Genomic DNA, 14,100 nt, shown 5'->3' with positions numbered 1-14,100 from the left:
TGGGTTTGTTTTGTGCTGTTTCCGCCCCGGCCCCACCCCCCCCCCCCCCGCCGGCCCCCCCCCCCCCCCCGGGGGGGGGGGGGGGGCCGGGGGGCCCCCCCCCCCCCCCCGCCGCGTCGCGTGGACGGCTTCAAAGACCGTGCGTGCACGGGTCAGCCGACCGCCGGATCGCCCTTGGTGTACGAGAGCCGCTCGACCTGACCGGGCTGGAACTTGTCCTCGACCTTCTTGCCGTTCACGAAGAGCTCGATGGATCCGGCGTCACCGAGGACGAGGTCGACCCGCTCCTGGTCCTGGAACGTCTTGGACTGGCCCTGGAGCAGCAGGCCGTCGAAGAGCAGTCGCCCGTTGTGGTCCTTGGCGGAGATCCAGCTCTTGCCCTGGCTGGCGCTGAGCTTCACCGTCACCTTGTCCCTGGGTGCCGCGGCGATGGCACTGTCGGAAGGCGCCGGCTTGGGGTCGACGGGCTTGCTGGCCATCGGCTTGGGGCTCTTGGTGTCGGGCGTCGAGCCCTCCGCGACCGGTGTGGTCGAGGAACTGTCGTCGCCGCCCTTGAGGAAGGTGAAGCCGACGAAGCCGACGACGACGACGATCGCCGCGACCATGGCCGCCGTCCAGTTGGGCCGCCGGGGTTCGGAACGGATTCTCTCTGCCTCGAACAACGGAGCCGCGGGCGTGGGTGCGGGACGGCCGCCGTGCTCGTCGTCGTACTGCGAAACCAGCGGTTCCGGGTCGATCCCGACGGCCCGGGCCAAGGTACGGATATGGCCGCGCGCATACACGTGGCCGCCACAGCGGGAGAAGTCGTCCTCTTCGATCGCGTGCACGATGGGGATGCGCACCCGGGTGGACGAACTGATCTCTTCGACCGTGAGACCTGCGGCGATACGAGCCTGCTGGAGCACTCGACCGATCGAAGGCCGGTCGTCTTCGGGGGAGTTGCCGATGGACACGGGGGTGCCTTTCGAGCGTGAGCCACCTGCTGGGTGTTCAGTCTAGGGGGGGTACAAAAGGGTGGGGCAACCGGGAGAAAGGACTTTGTACGCCATCGGACTCGCGTTGTCGGACTCGAACGCATCGGACTCACGTCAGAGGACTCGAACGCCGTCAAATCCACCGGGCCGCCCCGAGAAGGACCATCCTGCCGTCCTTCTCTTCAACTTGACGTACGACCCGGCGAAACGGTTGCCCGGACTTCACCCCGAACCCCGCTTCTCCACACATCCGGCGTCTCCTCGGAGCCGCTACGAAGCGGTTTCTCCGCGGATCAGTGCCAACACCCCGTCCAGCTCGTCCGGTTTCACCATGACGTCACGCGCCTTGGATCCCTCGCTCGGCCCGACGATGTTCCGCGACTCCATCAGGTCCATCAGCCGGCCGGCCTTGGCGAATCCGACCCGCAGCTTGCGCTGGAGCATCGAGGTGGATCCGAACTGGGTGGAGACGACCAGTTCGGCGGCCTGGCAGAGCAGATCCAGGTCGTCGCCGATGTCCTCGTCGATCTCCTTCTTCTTGGCGGTGCCGACCACCACGTCCTCGCGGAAGACCGGCGCCATCTGATCCTTGCAGTGCTGGACAATGGCCGCGACCTCGTCCTCGGTGACGAAGGCGCCCTGCATACGGGTGGGCTTGTTGGCACCCATCGGCAGGAACAGACCGTCACCCTTTCCGATGAGCTTCTCGGCGCCGGGCTGGTCGAGGATGACCCGGCTGTCGGCCAGCGAGGACGTGGCGAAAGCGAGCCGGGAGGGCACGTTCGCCTTGATCAGACCGGTGACGACGTCGACCGAGGGCCGCTGGGTCGCAAGCACGAGGTGGATACCGGCCGCGCGGGCCAGCTGGGTGATGCGGACGATGGCGTCCTCCACATCGCGCGGAGCGACCATCATCAGGTCGGCGAGCTCGTCGACGATCACCAGCAGATACGGGTACGGCGAGAGCTCGCGCTCGCTGCCCTCCGGCGGTTTGACCTTGCCGTTGCGGACGGCCTGATTGAAGTCGTCGATGTGCCGGTACCCGAACGCGGCGAGGTCGTCGTACCGGAGGTCCATCTCCCGTACGACCCACTGGAGGGCCTCGGCGGCGCGCTTGGGGTTGGTGATGATCGGCGTGATCAGGTGCGGGATGCCCTCGTACGCGGTCAGCTCGACCCGCTTGGGGTCGACCAGCACCATCCGGACGTCGTCCGGCGTCGCCCGCACCATGACCGAGGTGATCAGACAGTTGATGCACGACGACTTGCCGGAACCGGTCGCGCCGGCCACCAGCACGTGCGGCATCTTCGCCAGGTTGGCCATCACATAGCCGCCCTCGACGTCCTTGCCCAGCGCGACCAGCATCGGATGGTCGTCCTCGGCGGCGTCCGCGAGGCGCAGCACGTCGCCGAGGTTGACCATCTCCCGGTCGGTGTTGGGGATCTCGATGCCCACCGCCGACTTGCCCGGGATCGGCGAGATGATCCGGACGTCGGGGCTGGCGACGGCGTACGCGATGTTCTTGGCGAGCGCGGTGATCCGCTCGACCTTCACCGCCGGGCCGAGTTCCACCTCGTACCGGGTGACCGTCGGTCCGCGGGTGAAGCCGGTGACGGCGGCGTCGACCTTGAACTCGGTGAAGACGTTCGTCAGGGCGGCGACGATCGCGTCGTTGGCGGCACTGCGGGTCTTGCCGGGACCGCCGCGTTTCAGCAGGTCGAGCGAGGGCAGCGAGTAGGTGATGTCGCCGGAGAGCTGAAGCTGCTCGGCACGGGCCGGCAGCGGCTGGGACTGCGAGCTGTCGGGCGCGGGCTTCGTCAGATCGGGCACACCGCCCAGGGGCGCCGCCTTCTCCGGCTTCCCGCCCCCGGTGGCGGGCTCGCCCTCCCGGGCACCCGGCACCGGCGAGCCCGTGCGTTCGCGCTCCACCGAGACGCCCTGGGTGAGGTCGGCGACGAGCGGCGAGGGCGGCATTCCGTTGAGCACGGCCCCGTCGAGCGCGGCCGCGGCGGCCGCGGCGACGTCCACCGCGTCCATGGTGCGGTTCATCGCGGGCTGCGCGGTGGGCCTGCGCGGCCTGCGGCGCTTGGAGAGCGCGTCGGCCTCCGCCCCGTCGGGGTCGTACTCCTCGGGCGCCTCGGAGCGGCGGGCGGAGGAGCGGCGGGCGGGCAGCGCCTCGCGCCACTGCTCGTCGTAGCGCTCGTCGTCGCTCTCCCCGGCCGCCTCGGGGTCGTACGCCGGGTCGAGGATGCCCAGCTTGGTGCCGAGCAGCCGGAGCCGTTGCGGAATGGCGTTCACCGGTGTGGCGGTGACGACGAGCAGGCCGAAGACCGTGAGCAGCAGCAGCAGCGGTACGGCGAGGACTTCGCCCATCGTGTAGATCAGCGGCTTGGAGGCGGCCCAGCCGATGAGGCCGCCCGCGTCCTGCATCGCCGTGGTGTCGTCCCGGCCGGGCGACCCGCACGCGATGTGGACCTGTCCGAGCACCCCGACGACCAGGGCCGAGAGTCCGATGACGATGCGTCCGTTGGCCTCGGGCTTCTCCGGGTAGCGGATCAGCCGGACGGCGATGGCGCCGAGCAGTATCGGCACGAGCAGATCGAGCCGGCCGAAGGCTCCGGTGACGAGCATCTCGACGAGGTCCCCGACGGGCCCGCGCAGATTCGACCAGGTGCCCGCGGCGACGACCAGCGCGAGACCGAGCAGCAGCAGCGCGACACCGTCCTTGCGGTGCGCGGGGTCGAGCCCCTTGGCACCGCGCCCTATACCGCGGAACATCGCGCCGACGGCGTGGGCCGCACCGAGCCAGACGGCGCGCGCCAGCCGGTACACGCCGCCGGTGGGCGACGGGGCCGGTTTGGGCGCGGCCGCCTTCTTGGCGGGGGCCCTCTTTGCGGGCGCGGTCTTCTTCGCGGCGGTCTTCTTGGCAGGCGCGGTCTTCTTCGCGGGCGCGGCTTTCTTGGCCGGCCCCGCGGTACGGCCGACGCGCTTCGCGGTGCCCGCCGTGCCCTGGGAACCCTTGCCGGACGTACGTGAGGCCATGGTGCCGAGGTTACCGGTGTCGACGGCCGTGAACACGCGTGCCTGCCGCTTCACCCGACCGTGTCGCTGGACAGAGGCCGGAAACTGACGCGCTCTCACGCCACCGGATGCCCCGGCCCCAAACCGTCGAACCACCGGTCCGTCGACCGATGAACGACCGGGACGGCGCAGCAGTTGGACCAGGTCTCCGGACAACCGCCCATCCCCCGGCCGGAGGTCGCACCACCGGACCGCTTCCCGCCGTGGAGCCGTGCGGCGTACGACGCTACGAGGGGAGCACGGGCGCGCCGCTTCCCGTACCGGGTTCCAGCGCATCGAGTGCCCGGCGCAGGCCGGTCAGTTTGCGTTCCAGGTGGGCGGCGGTGGCCACGGCCGCCGCATCCGCCGACTCGTCATCGAGCTGCTTGGAGAGCGCTTCGGCCTGCTCCTCGACGGCCGCGAGCCGCGCCGAGAGCTCGGCCAGCAGTCCCGCGGGCTCCCTCTCGTGGCCCGGACCGCCGTCGGTGTCGCTCTCCAACTGGAGACGCAGCAGCGCTGCCTGCTCACGGAGCTTGCAGTTCTTCATGTACAGCTCGACGAAGACCGAGACCTTGGCCCGCAGCACCCACGGGTCGAACGGCTTCGAGATGTAGTCCACCGCGCCTGCCGCATATCCCCTGAAGGTGTGGTGCGGACCATGGTTGATCGCGGTGAGAAAGATGATCGGGATGTCGCGGGTCCGTTCCCGCCGCTTGATGTGCGCCGCGGTTTCGAAACCGTCCATGCCCGGCATCTGGACGTCCAGCAGAATGACCGCGAAGTCGTCCGTGAGCAGCGCTTTGAGCGCTTCCTCCCCTGACGATGCCCGTACCAGTGTCTGATCGAGCGCAGAGAGGATGGCCTCCAGCGCCAGCAGATTCTCCGGCCGGTCATCGACCAGGAGGATCTTGGCCTTCTGCACCATGGCCCGTCCTCCTCGCCCCCGAATTGCACCGGGCGCCGCCCCAGGGGACGACTCCCTTGCGCCGTCCGTCCTTGTGCCGGTCATGGTAGCCGCACCCCGCCCGTCACCACACCCTGTCACCGCGATGTCACTGTGCACACAGCAGAAACGCGGTGGGAGACGAGAAGGTTCCCCGCACAGGGCCTTCTCACACCCCTGCGGGCACAGTCGATCACCAACTCATCGCGATTCCCTCAGCCAATGATCACTCTCCGCGCATCCACTGCTCCATTACGGAAAGGAGATGATCAGGATCAACAGGCTTGGTCACATAATCGGAAGCGCCGGATTCGATCGCCTTCTCCCGGTCCCCCTTCATGGCCTTCGCGGTCAGCGCGACGATCGGCAGGCCGGCGAACTGGGGCATCCGGCGGATCGCCGTCGTCGTGGCATAGCCGTCCATCTCCGGCATCATGATGTCCATCAGTACGACCGTCACATCGTCGTGCTGTTCGAGGACTTCGATGCCCACACGTCCGTTCTCCGCGTACAGCACCGAGAGACCGTGCTGCTCCAGCACGCTGGTGAGCGCGAAGACGTTGCGGATGTCGTCGTCGACGATCAGCACCTTCTCGCCGTGGAACCGGAACGTCCTGCGGGCCTCCGGTTCCTCCTGCCCGCCGAGCGCCCACGGCTCCTGCGGAGCGGTCGGGGCGGCAGCACGGGACGGCAGCACGGGCCGCCGCTCCGCACTTCCCGGGGTGGTGCGGCGCTGCCGCATGAGCCCGGCGGCACCAGCGGCGCCGGAGGCACCGGCCGGATCCTGCGCGGTGGCAGTCGGCTCAGTACTCGGACCGGCCTCCGGAAGCAGACCCTCGTCGGCCGCGCCGCTCTGTGCCTCGCCCGGCCCCATGCCGATCTGCGGATACCCCTGCGGCGGCAACTCGCTCGGGTGCAGCGGCAGATACAGCGTGAAGGTCGAGCCGCGGCCCGGCTCGCTCGCCGCGTGGATCTCGCCGCCCAGAAGCCGTGCGATCTCCCGGCTGATGGACAGGCCGAGCCCCGTACCGCCGTACTTGCGACTGGTCGTACCGTCCGCCTGCTTGAACGCCTCGAAGATCACCAGCATCTTGCCGGACGCGATCCCGATGCCCGTGTCGGTGACCGAGAAGGCGATCAGGTCGGCATCGGCGTCATGCAGCGAGCCGGCCTCCAGGAGCTGCTCGCGGATGGCGTTCGGCACGTCCTCGTTGGCGTGCCGGATCACCAGCTCGACCGCCCCGCTGTCGGTGAACTTCACCGCGTTGGAAAGGAGATTGCGCAGCACCTGGAGCAGCCGCTGCTCGTCCGTGTGCAGGGTCGCGGGAAGCTCCGGCGAGACCCGTACCGCGAAATCGAGTCCCTTCTCCGCGGTGAGCGGCCGGAACGTCGCCTCCACGTAATCGACGAGCTGGACCAGCGCGATCCGGGTCGGGCTGACATCCATCTTGCCCGCCTCGACCTTCGTCAGATCGAGAATGTCATTGATCAGCTGAAGCAGATCGGATCCGGCCCCGTGGATCGTCTCGGCGAACTCCACCTGCTTGGGCGAGAGATTCCCCTCGGCATTGTCTGCGAGCAACTTGGCAAGAATGAGCAGCGAGTTGAGCGGTGTGCGCAACTCGTGCGACATGTTCGCCAGGAACTCCGACTTGTAGCGCATCGAGACCGCGAGCTGCTCGGCACGCTCCTCCAGGACCTGCCGGGCATCTTCGATCTCGGTGTTCTTGACCTCGATGTCGCGGTTCTGCTGGGCCAGCAGCTCGGCCTTCTCCTCCAGTTCGGCGTTGGATTCCTGAAGCGCCTTCTGCCGGTTCTCCAACTCCTGTGACCGGTCCCGCAATTGCGCGGCCAGCTCCTGCGACTGCTCAAGGAGCTTCTCGGTCTTCGTATTGACGCTGATGGTGTTGACGCTCGTCGCGATCATCTCGGCGAGCTGGTTGAGAAAGTCCCGCTGAATATGTGTGAACGGCTGGAACGAGGCCAGCTCGATCACTCCGAGAACCTTCCCCTCGAAGAGCACCGGCAGCACGATCACATGTGCGGGCGGCGCCTCGCCGAGCCCGGAGGAGATCTTCAGGTATCCCGGCGGAACGTTGTCCACCTGGATGGTCCGCTTCTCCTCCGCGGCCGTGCCGATGAGCGTCTCACCGGGCCGGAACGAAGTCGGCATCGATCCCGCTGAATATCCGTAACTGCCCCTCATGCAGAGTTCGTACGAGCTGTCGCTGTCGCTCTCCGACCCCACCGCGCCGGTGTCCCCGGTCGGCATGGCCAGGAAGAACGCACCGTGCTGCGCGGAGACGACCGGGGTCAGCTCACTCATGATCAGCGAGGCCACGTCGTCGAGATCGCGCCGCCCCTGCATCAGACCGGAGATCCGGGCGAGGTTGCCCTTCAGCCAGTCCTGCTCCTTGTTGGTGGCCGTGGTGTCGCGCAGGTTGGCGATCATCGTGTTGATGTTGTCCTGCAGGGCCTGGATCTCGCCCGCCGCGTCCACATCGATCTTGAGGTTGAGATCGCCGCGGGTCACCGCGGTGGCGACGGCCGCGATGGCCCGCACCTGACGGGTGAGGTTCCCGGCCATCTCGTTCACCGACTCGGTGAGGTCGCGCCAGGTGCCGTCGACGTCCCGGACCCGGGCCTGGCCGCCCAGCTGCCCCTCCGTACCCACCTCACGGGCCACCCGGGTCACCTGCTCGGCGAACGAGGACAGCTGGTCGACCATCGTGTTGATGGTGTTCTTCAGCTCCTGGATCTCACCGCGCGCGTCGATGTCGATCTTCTTCGTGAGATCGCCCTTGGCGATGGCCGTCGTGACCGTCGCGATCTGCCGCACCTGACCGGTCAGGTTGGACGCCATCGAGTTCACGGACTCGGTGAGGTCCTTCCACGTACCGGAGACCCCGGGAACGCGTGCCTGGCCGCCCAGCTCGCCTTCCGTACCCACCTCACGGGCGACTCGCGTCACCTCGTCGGCGAACGAGGACAGCGTCGTCACCATCGTATTGACGGTGTCGGCGAGCTCGGCGATCTCGCCCCGCGCCTCGACGGTGACCTTCTTCGTCAGATCACCGTTGGCGACCGCGGACGAGACCCGGGAGATGTTCCGCACCTGGCTGGTCAGGTTGTTGGCCATCAGGTTGACGTTGTCGCTGAGGTCCTTCCAGATACCGGTCGCTCCGCGCACCCGGGCCTGGCCGCCGAGGATGCCCTCGGTACCCACCTCGCGGGCGACCCGGGTCACCTCGTCGGCGAAGTTGAGCAGCTGGTCGACCATGGTGTTGACGGTCGTGACCAGTTCGAGGATCTCCCCCTTGGCGTCGACCGTGATCTTCTTGGACAGATCGCCGTTGGCGACCGCGGTGGTGACCTCGGCGATATTGCGGACCTGAAGGGTCAGGTTGTTCGCCATGCCGTTGACGGACTGGGTGAGGTCCTTCCACGTGCCGGACACCCCCTGCACCTCGGCCTGGCCGCCCAGGATGCCTTCCGTGCCCACCTCGCGGGCCACCCGCGTCACCTGCTCGGCGAAGTTCGAGAGCTGGTCCACCATCGTGTTGAGGGTGTTCTTCAGCTCCAGGATCTCGCCGCGCGCGTCCACATCGATCTTCTGCGACAGGTCACCGCGCGCCACCGCCGTGGCGACCTGCGCGATGTTGCGGACCTGGGCGGTGAGGTTCCCCGCCATGCCGTTGACCGAATCGGTCAGATCGCGCCACACGCCGGCCACGCCGGGAACCTGCGCCTGGCCGCCGAGCCGCCCGTCGGTGCCCACCTCGCGGGCCACCCGGGTCACCTGGTCGGCGAAGGCGGAGAGCTGGTCGACCATCGTGTTGATGGTGTTCTTCAGCTCCAGGATCTCGCCGCGCGCGTCCACATCGATCTTCTGCGACAGGTCACCGCGCGCCACCGCCGTGGTCACCTGCGCGATCTGGCGCACCTGGGAGGTCAGGTTCCCCGCCATGAAATTGACGGAGTCGGTGAGCTCCTTCCACGTACCGGAAACACCGTCGACCCGGGCCTGACCGCCGAGACGGCCCTCCGTGCCCACGTCACGCGCCATCCGCGTCACCTGGTCGGCGAAGGACGAGAGCTGCGCCACCATCGTGTTGACGGTGTTCTTCAGCTCCAGCATCTCGCCCGCGACATCGACGGTGACCTTCTGCGAGAGATCACCGTTGGCGACCGCGGTCGTCACCTGCGCGATGTCCCGCACCTGCCCCGTCAGGTTCCGGAACGCCGTGTTCACCGAATCGGTGAGGTCCTTCCAGGTCCCCGCCGCGCCCGGCACCTCGGCCTGCCCGCCCAACCGGCCCTCGACGCCGACCTCCCGGGCCACCCGGGTCACTTCCGAACCGAAGGACTGGAGCTGGTCCACCATCGTGTTGACGGTGTTCTTCAGCTCCAGCATCTCGCCGGCCACATTGACGGTGACCTTCTGCGTCATGTCACCGCTGGCCACCGCCGTGGTCACCTGCGCGATGTCGCGCACCTGGGTCGTCAGGTTCCGGAAGACCGTGTTCACCGAATCGGTGAGGTCCTTCCAGGTCCCCGCCGCGCCCGGCACCTGGGCCTGGCCGCCGAGCAGACCCTCGCCACCGACCTCGCTGGCCACCCGGGTCACTTCGTCCGCGAAGGTCCGCAGCGTCTCCGTCATCTGGTTGATGGTCTCGGCCAGCTGCGCGACCTCGCCCCGGGCGCTCACCCTGACCTTCTGGGACAGGTCGCCGTTGGCGACGGCCGTCGTCACCTCGGCGATCCCGCGCACCTGGGAGGTCAGGTTTCCGGCCATCGTGTTGACGGAGTCGGTGAGGTCCTTCCACACCCCGGCCACACCCGGCACGGTCGCCTGCCCGCCCAGCTCGCCCTCCGTGCCCACCTCGCGGGCGACCCGGGTCACCTCGGAGGAGAACGACGACAGCTGATCGACCATCGTGTTGACGGTGTTCTTCAGCTGGAGCATCTCGCCGGCCACATGGACGGTGACCTTCCGCGACAGGTCCCCCTTGGCGACCGCCGTCGTCACCAGGGCGATGTCCCGCACCTGCGCCGTGAGCCTGTACGCCATGGTGTTCACGGAATCCGTGAGGTCCTTCCACGACCCGGACATCCCGCGCACCTGGGCCTGTCCGCCCAGCTTGCCCTCGGTACCCACTTCGACCGCGACCCGCGTCACCTGCTCGGTGAACGCCGACAGCTGGTCGACCAGGTTGTTGACCGTACGGGCGACCTTCAGGAACTCGCCGCGCAGCGGCCGTACCGTCTCGTCGGCCGTGTGCGACCGCAGTTCCATCCGCTGTTCGAGATCACCGTCGGCCACCGCCGACAGCACCCGCCCGACCTCCGAGACCGGCCGGGCCAGATCGTCCACCAGCTCGTTGGAGGCGTCGATGGCGGCGGCCCAGGAGCCCTCGCAGGCGCCCGTCTCCAGCCGCTCGGTGAGCTTCCCCTCGCGTCCGACCACCCGCCGTACCCGGGCCAGCTCGCCGGTGAGGTGGAGGTTGCGGTCGGCGACCTCGTTGAACACCGCCGCGATCTCCGCCATGACGCCGTCGCCCGAGACGGTCAGACGCCTGCGGAAGTTCCCGTCGCGCATCGCGACCAGACCCGCCAAGAGCCTGTTGAGCGCCGCCGCTTCGACGTCGATGGTTCCGTTGCGCTGCTTTTTCACGGGCTGTCCGCCTTTTGTGCGCGTGCCTGTTCCCCGCGCCGCCACGCCAGACTCCACCGTGTTCCCTCCCGCAGGGGTTGACCGTATCGCTCGGGCCTTTTCTGGGAGCTTGCCCAGTTCCTCGTTGGCTACCGCCGCTGCCCACCGTCGACGGGTGACCATGCGGACGTCAAATCGTTGAAACGTACCAGGCCCGACCCGATCGGGGTGCAGCCTCCAACGGTTGCCCCACATACCCCTGTTGGGAAGACCACACTTGTCCGGTCACATGTCCGCTCCTGGTCGTTGCTGCCCGAAGACGGCCCTCGGGTACCCGGTACCGGGGCCGAGCGTCTAGCCTGGCAGGCGAATCGAAGCGGCGAGAAACGGGCACAGGACTCGGGGAAGCGACGAGACACCATATGGGGAGTGCTGTGATCACCGCGCGCGCGGCCGCCACCTTCGACCCGGTCGGACGCTCCGTCGCGACCGCCCGCGCCTTCGTCCGTGACACTCTCCAGGGCTGGGGATACACGGATGTCGTCGACGACGCCGTCGTTCTCACCAGCGAGCTCGTGACCAACGCCGTGGTGCACGCGGGCACGGCCGCTGACGTGCTGTGCCTGCGTACGGAGGACGGCGTACGGATCGAGGTCTCGGACCACTACCCGGAACGCGAGGTCCCGCTCCAGAGCACGGGTCTGGACTTCGGCAGCCCGGACCGCGAGAACGGCCGCGGGCTGCTGCTCTGCGCGGCGCTCGCCGCCCGGTGGGGTGTGGAGTATTCGCCCACCCGCAAACATGTCTGGTTCCAGCTCGACCTTCCGGAGCGCCCGGTGGGCATCCGCTCCGCCGGCCCGCTGCTCCCGGTCGGGCTGCTCCCGGTCGCCGACGAGCGCGTCCGGGTGGCCGTCGTCCAGATCGACAGCACCGGTTCCATCGCCGCCTGGAACGAGGACGCCGCGTTCCTCTTCGGCCACACCGCCGACCAGGTCACCGGCAAACAGCTCACCGACCTGACCGCCTGGCCGCAGACACCCGGCACCAACACGGGCATCGTCGAGGCACTGCGGCTTTCGCGCTGGGAAGGCAGTTACGGGATCCGGGGCGCCGACGGCCGCACCATCCCCGTCTACGCCTCGCACCTCCGTGTCCGCGACACCCACGGCGAACCGTCCACGGTCTGCCTGCTCGTCCGCGACTACGAACGCGCCGTGCTCCAGTCCCCCGTACGCACACCGGTGTCCGACGCTAACGCCGACGGCCACAAGACGGATCCGTTCGAGATCTTCATCGGCTCCCCGGCCCCCGACGACCTCGACGGCCTGCTCCAGCGCACGGTCGAGCGGGCCCGCGACATGCTCGACGCCGATTCGGCCTTCCTGCTGCTGGCGACGGACGACGAAACGGAGCTGGAGGTACGGGCCACAACCGGCCTGCCCTCCGCCCGCCAGCGCTTCGCCAGGGTTCCGGTGGAAGCAGGCACCGGACGGTACGGCTCCGCCCGGATGCCCGCCGTCCACGAGGACCTCGACAGCGTGCCCGGTGCTGTCCCGCTGCTCGGCGGCACCGGGATGCGTTCCGTCGTCACCGTCCCGCTGAAGGTCGAAGGGCGCCTCACGGGCTCCCTCGGCGTCGCCGCGGAAGCGGCCGGCCGCTACTCCAACGAGGAGGCCCTGCGCCTCCAGTTCGCCGCCGACCGCATCGCGCTGGCCGTGGAATCGGCCCGCCTGGGCGAGCTGGAACGCCTGCGCCGTGGTTCCCTCTCCTTCCTGGTAGAGGCCTCCGACCTGCTCGCGGGCACGCTCGACCGGGACCAGACCCTGGCTCTGATGGCCCAGATGACCGTCCCCACCCTGGCCACCTGGTGCGCCGTCTACACGATCGCCGACCAGTCCTCGGAGCCGTACCTCTCCTACGTCCTGCACGAGGACGAGGAGCGCATCGACGGCCTCAAGGCCCTGCTCTCCAAGATCGCTCCCCCGGACCCCGTGCCAACCCCCGGCGCCCGCGTCTGGGCGGCCCCGTCCGAGGCCGCCCACCAGGCAGCCCTGCGCACCTCGATGCGTACGCTCGGCCTCGGCGAGCCCGGCGGGCTCGGCTCCGGCGTCCACACGACGCTCGCCACCGCTGCCGCGGTCGGCGGAGAGACAGTGGTCCTGCCACTCGTCGCCCGAAACCGCGTCATCGGCATGCTCACGCTCGGAAAGCCCTCCGACGACCACTTCCGCCAGGAGATCCTGGAACTGGCCGAGGATCTCTCCCGACGCGCTGCCCTCGCACTCGACAACGCCCGCCTCTACTCGGAGCGCATGGCGATCAGCCAGTCCCTCCAGCGCAGTCTTCTGCCGCCGGGGCTGCCCGAGGTCCCCAACGTCGAGATCGAGGTCATCTACCGCGCCGCGGGCGAGGGCAATGAGGTCGGCGGCGACTTCTACGACGTCTTCCCGATCCGCGACGGGGCCTACGGCTTCGCCATCGGTGACGTCTGCGGTACGGGTCCGGAGGCCGCGGCCGTCACCGGTCTCGCCCGCCATGCCCTGCGCCTCCTCGCCCGAGAGGGCTTCGGCGGCCCGGCAGTCCTGGAGCGCCTCAACGCCGCCATCCTGGACGAGGGCGCCCGAAGCCGTTTCCTGACTCTCCTGTACGGGGAGCTGCGGCCCCAGGAGGACGGCAGCGCTCTGGCAAAGGTGGTCTGCGCGGGCCACCCCCTGCCGCTGCGCCTGCACCAGGACGGCTCGGTCGAGGCGGCGGCCGAGCCTCAGCCGCTGCTGGGCGTCATCGAGGACCTCGAACTGTACGAGCAGACCGTCACCCTCGCTCCCGGCGATGTCCTGCTGTGTGTGACCGACGGTGTCACGGAACGCCGCGAGGGCGCCCGCATGCTCGGCGACGACGGCCTGGCGAATGTCCTGGCCACCTGTACGGGCCTCACGGCCGGCGCGGTGGCAGCACGCATCCTGCGGGCAGTCGAACGCTTCGCCGCGGAGCCGGCCTCCGACGACATGGCCATCCTCGCCATGCGCGTCCCTGAACAGCCCACCGCCTGACCGCATTTCACCGGGTCCGGATCCGCTGGCACACACCAACACCTCAGCGGGCACACCGGATACGCAAAAAGGCCCCCGCCGAATGGCGGGGGCCTTTCTTCTTTCCTGAGCCCCAATGCGGAATCGAACCGCAGACCTTCTCCTTACCATGGAGACGCTCTACCGACTGAGCTATTGGGGCCTGCTGCGCGGTGGCAACGAGGTAAAGCATACCCTGAACTCACGGATGCTCAAAACCAATGCCCGCAGGTGGCTCTGACGGGCTCTCACCAGGAGCCACCACACCTCGTACCACGATGTCGGCCACCCCCGTCGATAGGTTCCCTGAACGCAGAAAAGCCCCGTGCCACAAGGGCACGGGGCTCTCCAACAAAAGGAGTTCGGCGGCGTCCTACTCTCCCACAGGGTCCCCCCTGCAGT

At 68.7% G+C, this 14,100-nt stretch carries 5 protein-coding genes and 1 tRNA gene; 1 reads left to right on the top strand and 5 read right to left on the bottom strand.

Annotated elements, in window-relative coordinates; genetic code table 11:
• Positions 1-152: 152 nt before the first annotated feature.
• The 4 genes from ACF08M_RS31675 to ACF08M_RS31660 all read right to left on the bottom strand — a co-directional run bounded on the left by ACF08M_RS31675 (position 153) and on the right by ACF08M_RS31660 (position 10,651).
• Positions 153-953 (bottom strand): helix-turn-helix domain-containing protein, encoded by an 801-nt coding sequence (locus tag ACF08M_RS31675; protein ID WP_392188701.1) that lies wholly within the window; start codon positions 951-953, stop codon positions 153-155.
• Between the two features lie 291 nt (positions 954-1,244).
• The gene (locus ACF08M_RS31670; RefSeq protein WP_392188700.1) at positions 1,245-4,016 is read right to left on the bottom strand and encodes a DNA translocase FtsK; all 2,772 of its coding nucleotides are present in this window, start codon (positions 4,014-4,016) and stop codon (positions 1,245-1,247) included.
• A 265-nt stretch (positions 4,017-4,281) separates the two neighbouring features.
• The gene (locus ACF08M_RS31665) at positions 4,282-4,959 is read right to left on the bottom strand and encodes a two-component system response regulator (RefSeq protein WP_392188699.1); all 678 of its coding nucleotides are present in this window, start codon (positions 4,957-4,959) and stop codon (positions 4,282-4,284) included.
• Between the two features lie 244 nt (positions 4,960-5,203).
• The gene (locus ACF08M_RS31660; RefSeq protein WP_392188698.1) at positions 5,204-10,651 is read right to left on the bottom strand and encodes a HAMP domain-containing protein; all 5,448 of its coding nucleotides are present in this window, start codon (positions 10,649-10,651) and stop codon (positions 5,204-5,206) included.
• A gap of 401 nt (positions 10,652-11,052) precedes the next feature.
• On the opposite strand from ACF08M_RS31660, the gene ACF08M_RS31655 reads away from it, so the two are divergent.
• The gene (locus ACF08M_RS31655; RefSeq protein ID WP_392188697.1) at positions 11,053-13,680 is read left to right on the top strand and encodes a SpoIIE family protein phosphatase; all 2,628 of its coding nucleotides are present in this window, start codon (positions 11,053-11,055) and stop codon (positions 13,678-13,680) included.
• A 108-nt stretch (positions 13,681-13,788) separates the two neighbouring features.
• Here the strand turns inward: ACF08M_RS31655 and ACF08M_RS31650 are convergent.
• Positions 13,789-13,861, bottom strand: a tRNA-Thr gene (locus ACF08M_RS31650).
• Positions 13,862-14,100 lie beyond the last annotated feature (239 nt).

This window comes from Streptomyces sp. NPDC015032 (genome assembly GCF_043080425.1).
In the GTDB taxonomy this organism is placed as follows: Bacteria; Actinomycetota; Actinomycetes; order Streptomycetales; family Streptomycetaceae; genus Streptomyces.
Note: the sequence above shows the minus strand (reverse complement) of the source record. Positions and strands in the feature narration are given on the sequence as shown.

Coding starts and splice junctions, on each gene's coding strand:
- ACF08M_RS31670 (WP_392188700.1), bottom strand. CDS start 4,016: ATGGCCTCACGTACGTCCGGCAAGGGTTCCCAGGGCACGGCGGGCACC.
- ACF08M_RS31665 (WP_392188699.1), bottom strand. CDS start 4,959: ATGGTGCAGAAGGCCAAGATCCTCCTGGTCGATGACCGGCCGGAGAAT.
- ACF08M_RS31655 (WP_392188697.1), top strand. CDS start 11,053: ATGGGGAGTGCTGTGATCACCGCGCGCGCGGCCGCCACCTTCGACCCG.